General features: G+C 41.0%; 11 protein-coding genes. 1 reads left to right on the top strand and 10 read right to left on the bottom strand.

All coding sequences use genetic code 11. The features are described from left to right. Positions 1–76 precede the first annotated feature (76 nt). The 3 genes from BHV83_RS09025 to BHV83_RS09015 form a co-directional block, all read right to left on the bottom strand. Positions 77–1,777, bottom strand: coding sequence for a RagB/SusD family nutrient uptake outer membrane protein (locus BHV83_RS09025; RefSeq protein ID WP_122206070.1), 1,701 nt, complete (start codon positions 1,775–1,777; stop codon positions 77–79). Between the two features lie 12 nt (positions 1,778–1,789). Next, positions 1,790–5,116 (bottom strand): TonB-dependent receptor, encoded by a 3,327-nt coding sequence (locus tag BHV83_RS09020; RefSeq protein WP_286757418.1) that lies wholly within the window; start codon positions 5,114–5,116, stop codon positions 1,790–1,792. Positions 5,117–5,345: 229 nt separating this feature from the next. Beyond that, positions 5,346–6,278 carry a FecR family protein gene (locus BHV83_RS09015; RefSeq protein WP_122206068.1) on the bottom strand — a complete coding sequence of 311 codons (933 nt, stop codon included), beginning with the start codon at positions 6,276–6,278 and terminating at the stop codon, positions 5,346–5,348. Positions 6,279–6,421: 143 nt separating this feature from the next. Here BHV83_RS09015 and BHV83_RS09010 point away from each other — a divergent pair, with 143 nt between their 5' ends. Continuing rightward, a complete protein-coding gene (locus BHV83_RS09010) occupies positions 6,422–7,009 on the top strand; it encodes an RNA polymerase sigma-70 factor (RefSeq protein ID WP_119215826.1) in 588 nt (195 codons plus the stop codon). Positions 7,010–7,061: 52 nt separating this feature from the next. On the opposite strand, the gene BHV83_RS09005 is transcribed toward BHV83_RS09010, so the two are convergent. The 7 genes from BHV83_RS09005 to BHV83_RS08975 form a co-directional block, all read right to left on the bottom strand. Beyond that, on the bottom strand, positions 7,062–8,513 hold the full coding sequence (locus BHV83_RS09005; protein WP_122121848.1) for an alpha/beta hydrolase fold domain-containing protein: 1,452 nt from the start codon (positions 8,511–8,513) through the stop codon (positions 7,062–7,064). Between the two features lie 120 nt (positions 8,514–8,633). Next, entirely contained in the window at positions 8,634–10,499 is a 1,866-nt protein-coding gene (locus BHV83_RS09000) for an FAD-dependent oxidoreductase (RefSeq protein WP_286757417.1), read from the bottom strand. A 58-nt stretch (positions 10,500–10,557) separates the two neighbouring features. Continuing rightward, entirely contained in the window at positions 10,558–11,991 is a 1,434-nt protein-coding gene (locus BHV83_RS08995) for a hypothetical protein (RefSeq protein WP_286757416.1), read from the bottom strand. An 83-nt stretch (positions 11,992–12,074) separates the two neighbouring features. After that, positions 12,075–14,555 (bottom strand): hypothetical protein, encoded by a 2,481-nt coding sequence (locus BHV83_RS08990; protein WP_286757415.1) that lies wholly within the window; start codon positions 14,553–14,555, stop codon positions 12,075–12,077. A gap of 101 nt (positions 14,556–14,656) precedes the next feature. Continuing rightward, complete coding sequence (locus tag BHV83_RS08985; protein ID WP_122206064.1) at positions 14,657–16,450, bottom strand: RagB/SusD family nutrient uptake outer membrane protein; 1,794 nt, start codon at positions 16,448–16,450, stop codon at positions 14,657–14,659. A 12-nt stretch (positions 16,451–16,462) separates the two neighbouring features. Beyond that, positions 16,463–19,768: a TonB-dependent receptor gene (locus BHV83_RS08980; RefSeq protein WP_286757414.1), complete on the bottom strand. Its 3,306-nt coding sequence runs from the start codon at positions 19,766–19,768 to the stop codon at positions 16,463–16,465. A gap of 233 nt (positions 19,769–20,001) precedes the next feature. After that, positions 20,002–20,982, bottom strand: coding sequence for a FecR family protein (locus BHV83_RS08975; protein WP_122206063.1), 981 nt, complete (start codon positions 20,980–20,982; stop codon positions 20,002–20,004). Between the last annotated feature and the right edge of the window lie 42 nt (positions 20,983–21,024).

The following is a 21,024-nucleotide window of genomic DNA, read 5'->3' as shown; positions in this document are numbered from 1 at the left end:
ATATATTGTTAAAATAAAGGCTTCTTCCTACTCTTTTAAACAAAGATCAAAAGAAGCCTTACTAATTTATATACAATTAATATCCAGGATTCTGTTCCAAATTTTCATTAATCAAGACTTCTTTGGTTGGGATCGGCCATAAATACTGCCGGTCGTTCCACATACGCTGCGACATCGGAGCAATCAACCCAGCTTTTTCCATAGCCGAGAAATCAGGAATACCGTCTTCGTCTATTTGGGGAATACCAGGCCAGAACCATAACCCTTTATCTACAACCTTTTCTCTTAACAAATCAACCGGATACAACATACCGTAATTCGGACGTATCAAGGCTTTGCTTGCCAATTTCCATCTGACCAAATCCATATAGCGCAATCCCTCTTTGGCAAATTCAACCCGCCGTTCCGTACGCAAGATTGTACGTAATTTTTGCTGGTCGGTAGTTGTCACTGCCGGATAAGCAGCCGTATTCGTATAATCCACCCCATAGGCTCTTGCACGAACTTGGTTGATTGCATCCAAAACAGACTGATCGATCTGCCCCAATTCAATTTTTGCTTCGGCATACATCAAGAGGACATCTGCATAACGGATAATAATTTTATCCGGATCCACATCCTTGCCATTTTCCAACCATGTTTCATCAATCCCTTTTTTCCATAACAATCCATTAAAAGAAGCAAATTGGGCATTGACACGGGCATCATTGTTTTTCTGCATCTTTCCTGTGTTATAATTCATTACTTGTACGGCATCCGGATGCGGATTATATTCAAAGCCAAGATGCCGGGTACCAAACTCCACTATGGTTGCCGTACAACGCGGATCACGATTTTTGAACGGATTATGCGGATCAAACAAGGGTGATTCATCAATTGGCAGGCCATCGGTACAGGTATAGGCGGCAAGTAAATCCCAAGAAGGAGCAAATGCACCCCAGCCACCAGGATTTCTTGATACTTCATTCATAACCGTCCAGTTTCCTAACGTAACTTTATATTCTATGGAGCGGGGCAAGAGGAAAATTGATTCTTCCGAGTTCTTTGTCGTACTCAGGAAAAGGTCTGAATAGTCTTTGTGCAATTTATAAATACCTAAATCCATGCACTTTTTAGTTGCATCAGCGACAATGTCCCAATCTCCCATATATAAAGCAAAACGAGCTTTCAAGGCCAAAGCCGCTCCCTTTGTGGCACGCTGCGAAGACAAGCCAGAATATTTTTCCGGCAAATTTTCTATTGCTTTATCATAATCCTCATATATCTTTGGTACGATTTCTGATTTCGCAGTCCGTCCAAGCGTAAAAGCTTTGTCTATATCAACGACCTCTGTCACATAAATAACATCTCCGAAATAAGTAACTAACCGGGCATAACAAGAAGCTCTTTGAAAAAAAGCTTCTCCTTCATACTGCTTCAATTTAACCTCTGAAATACCCATATTTACAGCCTTATCCATATTAGCTAATATTGTATTTGCCCGTGCTATGGACTTATACTGATTAGCCCACAATTTTGTCACATCGTCACTCTGTCCGTTAAAAGTTCCTTTTAGTATTTCAGACGGAGTCTCTCTATAAATAAAATTATCGGTTTTGTCTTCATTATCTAATGGCCAAAAGTCATCCCGATAAAAATCCTTGACAGACATTTCTATTTCCGTTTCGCTGGAGTACCAATTCTCGCTAGATGCCTGTGACAATGGATTCAAATCCAATTCATAACATGAATTCACCCCCAAACAGCATCCCAATAATATTACTAATGTACGTTTCATCTTTTCACTCTTTTAAAAATTAATAGAAAAACCAAACAACAAAGATGTTGTGATCGGATAAGAAGAACTTCCCATTTCCGGATCCCATCCGCTCGGATATTTGCTGATACAGAACAAATCATTGGCTGCGACATATACACGTGCCTTCTTAATCGTCACTTTCTCAGTCCAAGCTGTCGGCAATGTATATCCGAATGTCAAATTCTTCAAACGGAAATAACGCCCCTTAAACATCCAATAGTCCGACATAGCATAGTTTTTGGTTGCATTAGCATACGTCAAACGGGGATAAAAGGCCTGTGAATTCTGGGCTTCCGTATTCTTTTCACTCCAATAGTTACCATCAATAATTGCAGGCGTGTTTCCCCAATTTGCAAACAAAGGTTGTACCATCCTATCAGATAAACGTGCATTTTGGCGTCCAACTCCTTGAAAGGCTAAAGAAAAATCAAACCCCTTATAACCTAAGTTTAACGATCCGCCATATTGGAACCTCGGCAGTGAACCACCCAGCAAGACACGGTCATATTCCGGTGAGATCTTACCGTCAGGTACACCATCCGGTCCGGAAATATCTTTATATTTCACATCACCGAGTTGTACATTATTATTCAACTTAGGGCCTTTCAAATCCTCTTCCGTCAACATCAGGCCGTCACTCAGATAACCATACCATTCATTAAATTCACTGCCTTCCATTTTTACTTGGCTGCCTAAAAATTCCGTACCATCCAAATTTCCCATTTTAGAAACAAAATCGAAAAAATTGGCAGAGATGCCATATGTCAGATCACCGATCTGATCATTCCAGGCAAGTTCAAGGTCATATCCGTTGGTATACATCTTACCGCTATTCCGCTGGGGATTGTCAAATCCGACATAATCCGGGATCTCCAAAGCCAACAACATGTCCTTTGTCTGCTTGTTATAATAATCGGCAGTAAAACGCAAACGATTATTAAAGAATGTAGCATCCAGACCGACATCAACGGAACTTGTCGTCTCCCAAGAAATATTTTCTACTGCATATGCCCATTGCGCAGCTGATAATTCGGGTACTATCGCACCATTCTGATAAAACAATACATCACTGAAATTAATAAATGCCTGATACGGATAATAAAGAGGATTACCATCACTATTTGTGATTCGTTCATTACCTAACGTCCCGTAAGAAGCTCTCAATTTCAGGAAAGACAACCAATCTATATCCGCATTTTTCACAAAGACTTCTTCACTCATTACCCAACCGGCAGAAACCGAAGGAAAAACACCCCAACGATAGTCTGAATGGAAACGTGAAGATCCGTCATAACGCACATTCGCCTGCAACAAGTATCGATTATCATAGTTATAAGCGACGCGACCGAACCAAGATTGATAAGCCAACTGCACGGCACTTCCACTATTATCACGAAGATCCAAAGGGCCGATATCCAAATAAGGGAAATTGCTAAGTTCATACTGATCACGTGAAGCCCCTAAGTTTTCACCAAAATAACGATACGTTTCATAACCAGCCATCACATTTAAATCGTGCTTCCCGAATGTTTTCATATAATTTGCAATGCCCTGGATCGTCACATCGTAGCTATCATTTCTTTTTTCAGATAACTTTGTCGTATTATAGCCTTCCATATAACCACCGATCGTGTTCGGATCATCTTCCAAGGAATAAGGAACAGCTTTGCGAAAATCCTTATTTTTTGTGAATGTATAGTTAGGAGCAATCACCCCGGAAATTTTCAATCCCTCTATCGGAGTAATATTAATGGCCGCACGTCCACCTACTTTATTGTACCATTCGTCTTTGGTTCCGCCAGAGTTGACAAGTGCATACGGATTATTACCGTTTTTACCACTGGCATACTCTCCGTTTGCCCAAACAGCAGGATAGATCATCGGAGCCAAACGCATATCCGAAAATGGAGAATAATAGGGCTGATGGTTTTTTGTCCGTTTAAAGTTGAAATCCAGGGTTGCTCCCAAATACTTATTCACCGTAAAATCATTGTTTGCACGAATCATAAATCGTTCATAAAAACGATCTGCATACAACCCATCGACCTTATCGTAAACAAATGACGCATTCGATTTAACGGCTTTCGACCCACCAGCCACACTAATCGTATGTGTCTGCCGAGGAGCTGATCCCTTTAAAATCATACCAACCCAATCTGTCATCGGATATTTATCTGGATCTGTCTGATTATATTTTTCCCAATTATTCACTTCATCTTCAGAATAGGTCTGATTCCATCCACCCGATTTATTATCATTATAACGCAATTCATTGGTCGTTTCCAAGAAACGTTTGACACCCATATATTCCGGTTGTTTTGTCGGAATCTCCAAACCATACTCAAAATTATAGTTAATCGAAAGATCCTTTTCTTTTGCACGCTTCGTCGTAATCAAGATTACACCTGCAGCAGCACGAGAGCCATAAATAGAAGAAGAAGCGGCATCTTTCAATACTGACATACTTTCGACATCATTCGGGTTCACATCATTGATACTTCCCGGTACGCCATCTATAATAACCAATGGACTGGTATCGCCGATAGTCGTGACACCACGCACTTTGATACTACCGGCTGCTGCACCGGGAGCACTATTGTCACGAGTCACCGTCACTCCGGCAACAGCTCCTTGCAAAGCCGTTGACAATTGGGTGGTCTTACGGGAAGCCAAAGCATCGCCTTTGACTGCGGCAACCGCACCGGTCAGGTCTTTCTTCTTCATCGTTCCATAACCAACAACAACAACCTCTTCCAGCATTTCCGAATCTTCTTTCAGGACAATAGAAAAAGAGTTACGATTGTCTACTTTTATTTCCTGTGAAACATAACCTATATAGGTTATCATCAACGTAGCACCAGGTGCTACGTTGAGCGAAAATTTTCCATCAATATCAGAAATTGTACCGTTATTCGTTCCTTTTTCTACGACATTCGCTCCAATAACAGACTCTCCGTTGGCATCTTTTATCACACCGGTCACCTGTTTTGACTGATTTATACCGTCTGTGCCCTCTTTCTTCTTTGATAAAATAACTTGCCGGTCTACAATGCGATAGCTAACATCCGTACCGCCAAACAAGATCTTTAATGTCTCATTAATATTTTTCGAATGGATATTCATATCGACAATTCTGTCCGTATCGACAGATTTGTCTGTAAACAAAAATGAGAATTCCGTATCCTTCTCGATCCTGTCCAAGACTTGTTCGACCGTTACATTTCGGAGTGATAAATTAATGACCGTACTTTGCGAGTACAAATTTTCGGCATGTAGCTGAGCAATCACAATGAATAGTAAAAGTAAGCTTACTCTCATAATATGCATTAATTTAAGTAAATAATATGGGGTATTACCCCTTACTGATCTTGAAAAATTCATAACTTTGTATTTGGATTTAAAACTTTTGTACGATTGGCGTCGTACTTAACTAGTTATTTCTCTTTTTTAGGCAAGTATGAGTTGGCGCTTATACTTGCCTTGTTTCTTTTTATATATTTATATCATAATCATTTCTCCTTTCTTCATTAATTTAACATGTTTATTTTTATTTCAGCCAAACATCTATCCGTTGGCGCGGATAAGTATAATCTTGCTGTTGTTTCATATCTGCGAACGACCAACTTATCGGAGCTGCCATACGTAGATAATCCAATATTTGTGTGATACTTTCCGATGAGAAAGTAGCTCTGAACTTATAGTCTTTCTGGTTTTCCCGATGTAACACGATATCGACGTTATATCTTCTGGATAGTTTTTTCACGACTTCTTCAAGGGTCGCATTACGGAAAACCAATTTACCCTCTTTCCAAGCTGTTTTCTCTTCAATATTGGCTACACTAGTGGTAAAATGTCCATCTTCCTTATCATAACAGACCTGCTCGTTCGGTTTTAACCATATAGTACGGGAAGCAGATATAACATCCACCAGCCCGGCCTCCAATGTCGTTTCCACAACCCGGTCCTCTTTATATGCATTTATATTAAATTTAGTACCATGTGCCTTGACTTTTATACCATTGTCCAAAGAGACATAAAAAGGGTACTCCTTATCTGACTGCACCTCAAAATATCCTTCACCACTCAATTGGACATTTCTCTCCTTTTCCGTAAAACGGGAAGGATACCGAAGCGAACTTCCTGCGTTCAACCAAACTTTTGAACTATCCGGCAGCAAGACTTGGGTAACAATTCCCGGAGCAGATAAAACTTCCAGATAAGAAACGGTATCGGCCTGTTTCAACTGTCGGGTATATAAATAAGATAATACTCCTGTCGATATGATTAAGGGCAACAACAAAATGGCTGCAATTCGCGATATATAGAAAGTTAAAAGGTACTTTCTCCGTCCAGTATCCAGTCTCTTCCTGTTTTTTTGATATGCCGCCTGTACATCGAAAGATTTATATTCACGAATGTCATTCTCAATCGCTTTAGCTATTCGAATCGTTTTCTTTATATCATCTGTATGTTCTGTCATTTTCTATTCTCTTTTACTAAATAGACACACGGGGATGACAAACCCGACAGGCTTTTTATCTTTTTCTTATAAAAATATTTTTATGTCTCTTATATTTCATTACTTTTGCCAACACCAAAAGATATAGAATTCTTCTTTTAAAAATGAAAGACACCAATGTACCCGATATTGATCATCTCCTGTGGAATATTTCCGTAAATGATGACGAAATTGCCTATCGTTCTCTGTTTGAACACTATTATGCAGCTCTTTGTCTGTTTGCCAAACGCTACATAGAGGATCGGGATGTACGGGAAGATATTGTGCAGGATATTTTTTTCAATATTTGGGAGAAAAGAAAATCTATATCAACTAATATTTCCGCCCGAAACTATCTGGTCACCTGTGTAAAAAACTTAAGCTTGAACTATCTGAGAAAACAAGGCTACAAAGAGGACTATCAAAAAAAGATCATTGATAATCCCCCGATCTATTCAAACGGGGAAGAAGACCTGTATATGTTGAATGAATTGGAAACATTGTTAGAGCAAACTTTGGCTAAACTCCCCCCGGAGTATAGAATGGCTTTCGAAATGAGCCGGATGGAACAAAAAAGCATGGACGAAATAGCAGAGATAATGGGAGTTTCCGTTCGTACAGTAGAGCGCTACCGGAACAAAGCACTTGACATCCTGAAAAAAGAATTGAAAGATTATCTTCCGTTCCTGTTATTTCTTAACTGTATCCCATAATTTACAATAACCCCGGATAAACGAAGATCCTGATTAAGAAAAATAACAAATACTACAGGAATCCCTGTCTTTTCAAAAAATCATCCGTCAACTTTCGAACCTTATAATACTCTTCCGTAAGCGGCTTTCTGTATAGAAAGATCGGATGCCCGGCACCTTCAAAGAGATGGAGTTCACAATCCACTCCCTTCTGCAAAAGTTTATCTTGATAGGCCTCGATCGTTTCGACCGATACGATAGGATCTTTCGTGCCAAGCAATATAAGAGTGGAGGGAGTTGCTTCCGACACATGATGGATCGGTGAAATTTTTTCAAAATCCCTTTTTATTTCCGGAAAACCATAACCTCGCGAAACCATGTCTACAACCGGATAATATAACACGGAGAGGTTTGGCCTGTAACCCGCCGGAACAGTCTCATCACTCCCGATCGTTCCGAGTGCGGCAGCCAGATGTCCACCGGCAGAACCACCGGCTACGGCAATCTTGTCCGGATCAAGTTGATAGTCCGAAGCATGGCTACGCAACCAACATATCGCATCTTTGGCATCCTCAAAACTCTCGAACGGAGTAGAATGGTGCAGATATCCGATACGATAATCAACCGATACAGCAACCATTCCTTTTGAAGCATAATAAGCACATTCACGATAAAACTGAATCGGAGTACCTAACTTCCAACCTCCTCCGAAGAAGTATACAATAGCCGGCCTTTTTTCCCCAGCCTGCATATTCCGGGGCTTGAAGATGTGAAGTGCCAGGGAATCTCCATCCTCTAATGTCTTATACCGAACGATTTCAGGAGAGAACACCGTCTCCGATGAAGCCAGTACTTTCTTTAAGGCCTCGAACCAGACAGTCGCCATCTTCTCCGCACCAGCCTTATTCGGATGTACTTTATCGTGTACCGTATAGTCTTGCCAGTTAAATCCCTGAGCCTGATTGACCAAAAAGACCTGTCCGGAGTTTAATCCGGCAACCATTTCCGCAATCTTCTCGTTCAATTCCGGGATATACGAATATTTAGGTAGTTTCCCGCTTGGTATTACCTGGGCAATCAAAATACGGACATTCGGATTGATCGCCTGTATTTTGTTGATAATAGACTTGTAAGAAGCTATCATTCCGGGAATAGGTTTCTCTTCCGCAAAATGGTTATGACCGGCATGGAGCAATACAATATCTGCCGGATAAAGCCGGTAAAGGCTGTCGATCTTCGACTCCAGAAACTCCACATTCTTACCGCTGAAACCACAATGATTAAGCGTCCCGATCCGACATTTACTCTCACGAGGGCCGATAAAATCAAACTGATACCCGGCTGTAAATAATTTTTCCCAAAGTGGATACAAATAGCAAGTGAAGAAATCCGCTCCTTCCGTAATGGAATCACCTAATCCCATCAAGGTAAACCGTTCCTGTTTTTTCTCTTGTCCGGTGGTAGTAACGGAACAGCACAATAAAAAAAATAATATCAGATATAAATAAAGAGCTTTATGTTTCATGGCTTTTTAAACTTGCAATAGTTTTATGGGCATATATTAAAAAGATGTGTGTCAAAATGTGATTATCCCCACGCTTGACGCAGAGACAAGTACATTTTGACACACACCATACTTTTCTGATTATTGGACAACCGGTTTGTCTTTCAACATACCGCCTTCATTATAACGCTGGTTATTCGGTAGCCCTTTCTTATTCACACCTTCTTTCATCAATGTCTTCAAATCTTCCAGATGCGAACGGTAAACACCACGAGGTGTCACATCATATTTCTTACACAATGATGCAGCCATACCTACTACCTCTCCCATCATTCCTGTCGTACGCATCACACGGACCGTTCCCAATGCCACGTGAGTCACACTGATATTACGGCCGGCCATAAACAGGTTGTCCACATTACGCGAATACAGACAACGATACGGAACGGCGTACGGATGGATCAGAATATGCTTTGTCACCGCTTTGAACTCATTGCCTGGAAAATGTTCACTGTTTTTCGGATCCTGCCAATGTAAATCGATACTCCATGTCGTGGCGAAAGAAGCATCTTCATGAGACACGTTTTTCGTGATATCGTCTTCCTTTAAAATATAATCCCCCATCAGACGACGTGATTCACGCTTGCCGGCGACATAAGCAACCCAACCTAATTTTCGGTTCTTATACTGGTCATTTTCCTTCATACGGTTTTTCAGATAACTCCAGTTTGAATAGACAACCAGCATTCCATAATCACGGATACGTTCGAAGTCCTTGATCTGGTCGAAGTTCATACCTGTCTCCCACGTCCATTCTCCCATCATCACCTTTTCACAATTCTTGTCGTTAAACTCCACTCCATAGCTGAACTCCGGGAAAGGGCTCGATTTCTTGTTATCCACAGAATACCACTGGACGGAAGAACCCATTGTCAACTTGTCTGCTTTCTCCGGAGCGATGCTCTCACCATACTCGTCACGACCTTCACGCCCCATACGGTAGTCGGCCCTCGCCAGGTAACCGATCGTCCCGTCTCCCGTACAATCAGAAAACAGAGGAGCCTCGAACTTCAGTTCTTTACCGCTTTCGATGTGTTTGACAATAACCGATGTGATCTTATCACCTTCCTTTGTCACCCCTATCGCACGAAAGTTCAGGAAAAGAGACACATTCTTTTCACCTGCTAGCCAATCCATTTTCTTCTGGTCTTCATAATATTCTGCAGGTTGTGCATTTCCTCCCTTTTCCGGACCAAATTCTTTCTGCAGACCGCCAAGTTCCTTATAAGTTCCTTCTTCGATACGGCCTCCTAAATGGACACGTATCTCCGAACTGTTATTACCACCTACCACAGGACGGTCATTAATCAAAGCTACCCTGCAACCCAGACGGGCGGCCGACACAGCGGCACTCATCCCGGCTATACCGGCTCCCACGACTACAAGATCATATTCGCCGGCAACCGGTGCTTCATCCGGTAATCCCAATGCTTGACGACGGAATGCTTCCAGTTCCTTTACATCCGACGGAGGCATCTTGCCAACTTCCGTGGTAAAGTAGATCGCATCACAACGACCGTCAAATCCCGTCAAATCATGCAGCTTGATTACAGTTTTCAGATTCTTGACAGATACTTTTCCAGCTATCTGCCACATCCAGGCAGAACCCTCCGCTCCCAATGGAGAAGTCATCTTCTTTCCTCCGACAGACAAACTGAATTTACCGGGGCCTTCCCCTTTTTTCCACGGGGAAGTCCAGTTATAGGTACGGACATATACATAATATTCTCCTTTTTCAGGAAATGTCACTTCGGTCGAAGCATCATCGACAGGTACACCCATCCCGTGCGCTAACAAATAGGGCGATCCCATCAAATCCATAAACTGCTGGTCTACCTTCCAACCACCTTTGTTACTGAAACTTTCAGCCTCAATAAAAAGGTCTGCAGCTCGAACCGATCCAAAACTCAATAAAAATAATAATGATAAAATTACACGAGTCTTCATGATATTAATATTTACAATTTAACAAAAACAAAGAAAAACACAACACTCTCTATATTTTCTATTTTGCAAATTTACAATTTTTATTTGCGGTTACACGTACCCATCGAGCAGAAAAGCTCTCAGGAAACTCATAATGCATATATTCACCAGAACCGACAGTCTTGGTTTCATAAATCTTAAACTGCCCATTGCCTACAACGTCTACTTCTATTTTAAAAGAAACAGCTTCATTCGAATCATGCCAAAGATGAAGAGATTTCTGATCAAATCCATACATTAAAAAAGGATCAGACGGGACATGGGCCGTAACTTCATCATCAGACCATACCCCTCCTTCACCAGTTGGTTTACCCCACGACCACAAATCGTCTGTCTTACCGAACCACAATCCAGCTTGAGGTTGACCAGCCAAAGGATTTCCATCAGCAGTACCAAACTTCATCGGCGTCGCCTGATTTCCTCCCATCACCAACATGCCCCTCCAAGAGCAATAGTCTGGGATTACACGCAAATGCGAACAAACCGGACGAATAGCCCACAGCTGATCAGCATATAGATGAAATCCTATTTCATAAAATAACCCATGGCAATCCATCATTGCACGTTCTGTTTCAACTTCGCGAATACGCAGCCACTCCGTACAACTCGTCTCATCGAATGTCTTACTGGATTTTGGCAAACGATACCTCTTCCATTCCTTTGTATTCGGAAAAAATACACTCATTACAGCAGAAGCATTATCCCAGCCTGTAGCCAAAATTGGTGCACCAAAATGAGAAGAGCTCCATACTTCCGTATACGACTTCTCTTCTATTATTTTCCAAACTTTACCATCCCACTCTGCTAAACGGCCTGCACTCCAATCTTTATTATAATCTTTTGTAGAATAACTATTGTTACACACAACAACCTTACCATGCCTTGTAAAACCAGATTTAAAATGAGGTTTCGACCCTTTCGGTTCTTTCAACTCATCATAAAGGTTAAATAATGGTTTTGTATCTAAAGTATTCACATCCACTTCAAAAAATTGACCCTCCATAGCCAGAAAATAAACTTTATTCTTCGGATCTGTCAAATGCGTCATTGTTGCAGCCAAACGATGATCTTTTACCCCATCAATTACTCGTACATTACCATTCATATCAATTATATACGGACCTATGATCAACTGATTCGTAGGACCGTGGAGTAATCTATTCGCATATGTTCCCACCACGCTTTCCGGGCGTTTATGTATTTCCATCTTATCATTGATTTCAAAAAGTCCAGTACCGAAACCAGTCGCGGAAAAATGTGCAACATAAGTAACAACCCATAATCTATTTGCCCAAGGGAATAAAGCTCCCGTCCCAGCTTCAGTTCTCGGAGTTTGATCTGCAACCATAGCTAAATGCGGAAACACACCACTACAGTTTATTTGCTGCTGCGACAAAACTGTATTATTCAGACATCCCCAAACTAACAAGACAGACATTAAAATGTATTTCATGATTCTATAGATTTAAAAATTACAATTCAACAACATCCGGTAATTGATTTATCAGTATCATCACCGGATGTCATTTCTACATTTTATTTATAATCCAACCAAGCAGTTGCTTTTGTATCCGTATCCGATACAAAACGAATCCATCTTGCTTGAAATGCTTCAGGGAGTTGCTGAACGAACCTTTCTCCAGGTTGTACTGCATAAGCGGCATACTCCATCCAATCCCCATTGCCGGTAGGATCAACTTCAACCGTAATGACGACTTTCTTATCAGATTGATGCGACAACGAAAGCTCTTTCTTGTCATAGAATCCAATCAGATACGGATCAGAAGCGACACCCGCTTTTACATTTGTATCCTTCCACGGGCCACCATGACCTACCGGTTTACCCAATGTCCACAAATCATCAATAACACCTACCCAAACAGCAGCTTTTCCATCGTCTGAAACAATAATATGCGGATTCTCTTTTCCCTCTTCAGGTGTCACACCTGTCAAAACAAGCATACCTCGGTAAGAAGCATAATCGTTGATACGGTAATTATGAGTTGATATAGGACGAATTTTTGCATATCCATCCGCATTCTCCGCAGGAAGTTCGTAAAAAGTTCCCATACAAGAGAACATATCGCGTTCCGTTGCCACTTCCCGACAAACACGCAGTACACCTTGGTTAGTCAATTCTTTATACGTTTCATTCCCCAAAGGAAGACGCCAACGCCGGTTCAAATCATCTACAATCAAGACAGAACCCTCTTCTATCGAAACGACTTGTTGAGGTATGGCAAACTTTGATCGAATAAAATCAGTCGTTTTTGTATCTTCCTTACGAACCAGTTCCAATTTATCTCCCATTTCATAATAACCGGTTTCCGATGTTTTTCCATCTACCGTCACATTTGCCAACACTCCCAATGCACGACGGTTGTCACCAAGCCCATACAACAAACCTCCGATTGTCGTATTTTGTTTAACTGTTGTCAAACCTTGGTAAATCGGATCAGAAGAAGTCGAACGGGGATCGGCAGTCGTATAATTGAAACTAACCGTTGCCAATGTATTTTTATCCGTTTTTACACGAATCCATTCTCCTTTTTCGGTAGAAGCAAAAGGGACAGAGACCGACTTTCCTGCATTTACTATGACACTCTTCAAGGTCTTCCATTCATTTTTGCCGGCTTCATCTATTTCAAAAGTAAAGATCACCGGTTGTTTTCCTTCATTTTTGACCCAACCGAAACGATGTGTCCAGCCACTAAAAAGGAACGGTTCAGAGCTCTCACCTGCTTTCACGCTTTCCTTTGCCCAAACAGCACCTTCTGCAGTAGCTGGTCCTAATTCATCCGGTCTTGTCAAAGAAGTAAACCACAGATTAGAGTTCGATTGACCAGGTCCCTCTATACTCCCTTTTGCTTTTCGTTTGTTCAAGAATTCTTTCTGAGCTGAATCATCACAACCGAAAACCAACTGATCGTTCCAACGGGTAAAATCACCAATCACTTTCAAATAAGCGGAGCGAGGACGAATGCCTGCAGAATTATCGGCCGTAAACATTCCTGGGAAATGCCAGAACATACCATGCATCGTCACCAGATAATCAGGTTGAGACTCTGTCCCGACATTCCGAATACGCGGCCATTCTGTATTCCATCCATGCGCACCATCATAGCTATGACTGGCTTTGGGCAAACGATAAAAAGCCCACCCTTTTTCGGCATCGCGTACACCTAAAATAACTGATTTATAATCCCAACCTGTTGCCCAAATCGGGTCTGTTTCCGGATTCGTATTTCCATAAATGCCACCCGGCCCCGTCACTTCGACAAATTGATTGCGACGAACTACTTTCCACTCTTTTCCATTCCATTCAGCTAGGACACCTGCCTCCACATCAAACTTCTTTAATGCTTCTTGTGTCCCTTCTCCATTGTTGGTAAAATACATACAACCCTGTCCAGAATACAACCCTTTGCCATGTACTCCCGGTAATAAAGCATTTATCGGTCCGGCATCCGTATCATTTTTTTTCTGTTGTTTCTTATTGCCATCCTGATACAATTCTTTTACTTCCAACGTATTCACATCCACTTCATAAAATCCTTCTTCCATTGTCCCATAATAAATTTTATTTGACGGATCTGTTAAATGACGGGCATTTCCGGTATGCCGACCAGACATTACGGTATATGAAATAACACGAACTTTTCCTGTTTTATCAATCGCATAAGGGCCTATAAAAAGTTGATTGCTTTCTTTATGAATCATTCTGTTTGCAGGTGTACCTCCAATACTCTCCTTATGCATGATCTGCCGATAATCGGACGTCACTTCATATAATTTATCAGAAGAGCCATTCGGTAAATGAGGCCCATAAGTAACCACCCATAAACGATCCGCCCAAGGTACGACTGCCCCTGTCCCACATTCGCCTTCATTATTATAGTAAGCCAAACGGGGATAAATACCGGAAATCGATTCCGGTATTTTTTTGACATCCTTTTGGGCAGTACATCCTAATACCGAAAATACAGTCAGTAATCCTATTACACTATTCAGTTTCATATTATTTGATTTTTTACAACAAGGGTTCCTCATCCTCTATATAACCATATAAAGCCGAGGAACCCTTAAATGAATATCATATCGAATCTATCCCAAACCGATCACCATTTCGGATTCTGTGACAGATTTTCGTTAATTAATCTATCTGCTGCAGGAACCGGCCACAAATAATCACGACTTTCATCGAATTTACGTTCGGTTGCCACGGTAATATACCCCTTTTCCGCCATTCCACTCAAATCTGCAATACCGTCTTCATCAATCTGTGGAATACCACCTATCGGATAGTTACCATCTTTCCAGTTCTGAATCAACTGCTTGTATTCGGCCGAGACAGAACTTTCATCACCATTCCAAGAGGTATTACCGGACCACGCACGATTCAAGAAATAAATTGGACGATTAAATACCTTCCCTGCAATCTTCCAACGAATTAAATCACTATAACGATGACCTTCCCAAGCCATTTCAATAAAACGCTCGGTACGGATAACCGTACGTAACTGCTGCTGTGATCCTTCCGTTACTCGTGGATACTCAAGACCTGTTCCGTTATAAGCCCTTTCACGCAATTTATTAATCGTAACATCCAGCACTTCTTGGCTACACTGATTCATCTCATTCATCGCTTCAGCATACATCAACAGAACATCACCGTAACGCAACATCGGATAAGTAGTCGGTGCACCAGCTTTACCATTTTCCAAAAATGACTCATCAACATATTTCTTAAATAATAAACCTGTATAGGAAGCATGTTCCGCTCTTGCTTTAGAATCATTATTTCCCACTTGTGCACCGTCAGAAATTCTCTGAACGGTTGTTTTAACAGGAGAAGGAGAATACTCATACCCTAACCATTCATAATCGTTCGGATCATACGTTCCATCCAACACACTCTTGTTATATGCTGTTGCAAACGGAACAATTGTCATTGCCATACGTGGATCTCGGTTCTCGAAAAAGTCTTTCGGATTGTAAAGCGGAGATTCATCAATCGGTTTACCATCAATACAGGGATAAGCACAGACCAATTCATAGGAAGGAGCTTTTTGACCACCCCATCCTCCTGAAAGGCGAGATATGCTATTCAACACATCAGACGCAGCCCAGTAATATTTCTTCAACGTCACATCTCCACGGAAGAAGAAAATCCATTCGTCAGACCAAGAAGCCGTAAACAAATCCTGATAGTTGCTATGCAATTTGTACACATTCAAATCCATACAATTCTTGGCAGCAGTAGCAGCGGCTGCATAATCCTCATTATAAATAGCAATTCTTGCTTTAAAAGCATAAGCAGCCCCTTTCGTGGCACGCTGGATGCCTGGATAACTATTCGGTAAACGTTCCGCAGCCTTATCCAAACATTCGTAACTGTAAGCCAATACATCTGCTTTCGGAGATCGGGAAGCGGTATAAGCTTCATCTAAACTCATACCCACCTTATCCAAAATCGCATCCCCCCAATGAAAAGCTAACATACCATAAGCATATCCTAAATAAAAGTAAGCCTCACCTTCATATTGAGCAATATCCTTCTCCGAAACGCCCATAGCACGTGCTCGATCCATATTATTAATTATACGTAAAGCACGTGCGATACCTTTATAATAGTTTTCCCAACGTTTGGCAATCGTTCCGTCTTCTGAAGTCAATGTTCCGTTATTCACGGCAGATGTTTCATTTCGAGCAGTTACATCATCTCCCCATTTCATATCATCAATCGGAAAAAAATCCGTACGATAGAAATCATTCAAAGACATTTCTATTTCCGCTTGAGAAGAATACCAATTCTCGCTTGATCCTTCAGAAAGAGGATTTAAATTAAGATCGACACACGACATAAGCATGAATAGGGATGCAGTACATATAGAAAATTTTATCTGTTTCATATCACTATAAATTTAAAATTTAACATTCGCACCAAATGTAAAAGACGTGGATATAAAGTCGGAACTTGCACCTATTTCCGGATCCCATCCTTTAGGATAATGGCTGATAGCTGGTAGATCATTTATTGTTGCATATATCCGAAGTCCTCTGATGAAACACTTATCCATAAGTTTCTGCGGCAACGAATACCCCAATGTAATGTTCTTGACACGGAAATAAGCTCCATTAAACAACCAATAATCAGATCCGGTATAAGTATTAGTAGTATTGGTATATGTAAGACGAGGATATTTGACATTCCGGTTTTGATCTTCCGTATTATGCTGGCTCCAATAATTCCCCAATATAAGAGAAGGCACAGCTCCCCATTGTTCTTTTAATGGCTGTATCCATGCAGAATTAAAGAGAACATTCTGATGCCCCACGCCTTGAAAAGAAAGAGAGAAATCCCAATCTTTCCAACCTAAGAAAAGATTACCACCAAACTGAAACTCCGGCAAAGAATTACCTAAACGAACTTTATCATCTGCATTGATAACGCCATCTCCATTCACATCGACATATTTAATATTACCAGCCTTATCGTTAGCAGTGAGTGTCGGATACTTGTTTCCTTCCGAATCATACAGATCTGCATCAGTAACAAACAGACCATCGGTCTTATACATAAACCACTCATAATAATAAGAATCTTCTTCATAAATCTTATTACCATCTATAGTTCTTCTGTCTCCCAAATATCCCATTTTTGAACGATAATCAGATAAATTAAAAGATACACCATAAGATACCTCACCAATCTGATCACGCCAACTTGCTTCAAATTCCCAACCGTGAGTATACATATCACCCGCATTTTGTTTCGGAGCAGAAAAACCGGCATAAGAGGGGAAACCTAAAGTCAAAAGCATGTCGGATGTTTTCTTATAATAGTAGTCTCCTGTTAAACTCAAACGATTATTCAACAAAGTAATATCGATACCAATATCATAAGTCGTAGTTGTTTCCCACGTAATATCATTAAATGCATAATTATATTGTGCAGCATTCTGTACAGCGGTCACCGATTGGGAACCTTTATCATACATATAACTATTTCCGAAATTGATTGCCGCCTGATATGGAAATTCCGCATCACTAATGCGTTCATTCCCCAATGACCCAATAGAAGCACGCACTTTCAAATAATCAATCTGCTTATCTTTAGGGAACCAAGATTCACTAGAAATAACCCAACCTGCCGATACAGAAGGGAATACCCCCCAGCGATAATCAGAAGCAAAACGAGAAGAGGCATCAGCACGAACATTCGCTTGTAACATATACCGGTCCTTATATGAATACATAGCACGTCCGAAAACAGATTGATAAGCATTGTGACCTGCACTGCCCGAATTATACTGATAATCTTCCGGACCAAGATTCAAATAAGGATAAGTATCCAATTCATAATTATTTCTTGATGCACCCAAATTTTCCCATTTATGCTTATACCCCTCATAACCTACCATCGCATTCAAGGAATGGTCAGTCCATTTGTTCTGATAATTAGCATAAAACTGGTAAGTACGGCTTTGTGTCATATTCCGTGTTTCATTTAAAGATGTTGTCTTATTACTTTGTGCAGCAATGGAGCTTCCATCCTCATAATACACATTCACTGCTTTTGTAAATTTTTTCCCTGTTTCAAACGTATATCGAGGAGCAAAAACGGCCGTAAGCGTTAATCCCTTAAGCGGAGTCAAATCTAGTTGGGCCTTTCCCCCAAACTTATAATAATTCTTTCCATCCGTTCCCCCTTCATTGAGCATAGCCAATGGATTGGCCCCGGATTTCACATCTGCATAGCGCCCGTCTTCCCAACGAGGATTATAATATGGAGCAGTCAAATAAGCCCAATAAATAGGATTGACAGTCGCAGGAGATACACTTTTCGACGCAGAAAAATCAACATCAATATTAGCCCGAATCCAAGAATTGATTTTATAATCGTTGTTGACGCGACCCGCATAACGCTCATACGATTTATTCGCATAATACCCATCTGCCGTCTGATAATTGAACGAGAATTTGGACTGCAATTTATCTGTACCGCCTGAAACGTTAAAGTTATGTTGTTGATGAGAAGTCGTATTCTTCAACAGCAAATCAACCCAATCCGTATTCGGATAATGATAAGGATCCATTGCATTATTAGCCATCCAAGAGTTAATGGTTTCCTGCGAATATTGCGAATAAGGATTAGAAGCACCATCGTTCCATTTAATCTCATTTTGAACATTCATCCAATCGATCACATTTCCATTAGTCGGTCGTGTAGTCGGTTTGTCAATGGAATATTCATAATTATAATCTAAATTGAATTTATTCTCCTTAGCTCTTTTGGTTGTGATCAAAATAACACCGGCCGCAGCACGAGATCCGTAAATAGAAGCCGATGCCGCATCTTTCAAAACACTCATGGTTTCTACATCTGAAGCCACGACATCATTCAATGAACCGGGTACACCGTCTATAATTACAAGCGGGTCGTTATTGGAAAGTGTCGTCACACCACGAACACGTATCGTAGCAGAATTACCAGGACCTCCGGAAGAACGAGTAACCTCCACACCCGAAATCTGCCCCTGCATAGCCGTAGACAGCATTTGAGTAGAACGTTCTGTTAAGGAAGCTCCTTTGACACTGGATATCGGACCGGTCAAATCCCCCTTACGAGCCGATCCATAGCCAATTACCACTACTTCATCCAACAATTCCGCATCCTCCTTCATTGTTATAGACACAGATGTTTTATTTTTTACAGATATTTCACTCTGAATATATCCGATATAGGAAACTATTAATGTTGCATCTGATGCAACATTAAGGGAGAACCTCCCTTCCACATCCGTTATCGTGCCGTTGGTAGTCCCCTTCTCCACCACATTGGCACCAATGACCGGCAAGCCGGATTCATCGAGGATTACACCTGTAACAGTTTTCTTATTCTGTTGAACACCGCTCAATAAGAGGTTGTCCGAAGCCTTGATCAACACTTGGCGATCGATAATTTGATACTTGTAGCCGGTATTTTTCAACACTTGGTCCAGTACATCTTCCAATGTAGCATTTTGAGCATTGACACTCACAGTTTTGTTGACATTCACACGATTATCGTTAAAAAAGAATGTAAACTCACTGCTTTTTTCAATTTCTCTAAGGATTTCAATAATACTGCTGTTCTGCTTGTTGATCGACACTTTGTAGTTCTGCGCATAAGTAGAGGCAGAAATACAGCATGCAACTCCCAACGAAAATAAGGTTGTGATCTTCATGATACGTTTAGTTTTTCTAAATAACGGGATACAATACCCCCTCTCACTGTTTTTTTCCATAACTTTGTAATAGTTTTTGATGAATAATAAATGCAAGTCTTTGGCTTGGACTCCTATGACAAGCATTTTTTGAAAACTCTCTGATTGGAAGGTGCTTGCCGGCATCTTCCAATTTTTTAAAGGTTAACTCTTTTTTATCCCATAAGCATTAGAATTAAGTTGTTTATAATAAGTTATTTTAAAGTCAATGTATAATCACCATTCTTCTCCTCTTTATACTGTAATGGAGAAGAAGCTTTTATCATAAAAAGTATCCGATCTAGCGACTCATCCCTCACCTTGAAAGTGAACCGGTATTTATCAGCCAGATCCTTTTGGCACATCACCTTTCTGCCGTACCACTGTTCGAGACGTGGGATGATCATGGATAGTTTTTCGTTTTCGAAACTCAGCATCTTTTGTTTGCGCCAAGCGGTATATTTGTCGGCATCCACAATCTGTTTGGTGATCTTGCCGGTCTGCCGGTCCACCAAGATCTTTTCGTCGGGAGAGACGAAGTATTCTTCCATTTGGTCTGTTTCCTTATCCGCCACACTTACTTTGATCTTTCCATTCAAAAGAATCGCTTCCATCTTATTTTCCACCTTGTAGCTGAACAATTCGAACGCAGTCCCCAAAGCCTCCACACTCATACCCTCCGTATGGACGATAAAAGGTTTTTCACGATTCTTCGCCACATCGAAAAAGGCTTGCCCATCCAATGTTATCTCACGCGTCTTACCGGAGAAACGAGCCGGATAGGTCAAACGGCTACCCGGTCCCATCTGTACTTTCGTTCCATCCGGCAAAGAGACGGATTCCATATTCTGTATGCCGGAACTTACAACATACATTGGGACATTCGCCTTGTCCCGCAACGCAAAATAAACAGTCCCTGCCACCCCCAATACCAATAAGATGGAGGCGACCATACTATATATCTTATAAAAGACAACTTTCCGTCCTTCATCATGCTGCCAGACTTCCTTACAAATATTCCGCCAGATAGACGGCTCGTCCGGACGATCGCTCTCCACTGCATCCAGAGCATTATTCCATTGCCGCTCCATTTCTTTTGTCACCCGGCGAGATGATTGCAAGGCTATGCGCTCTTCTTCGGTCAGCGCATCCTGCATTAGTTTCTTTAGTATATATTTTTTGTCTTTGTATTCCATTTCAATCGCTTTACATATATAAATACACGCAAGTTACTTCTT

Source organism: Parabacteroides sp. merdae-related_45_40, assembly GCF_001915675.1.
Note: the sequence above shows the minus strand (reverse complement) of the source record. Positions and strands in the feature narration are given on the sequence as shown.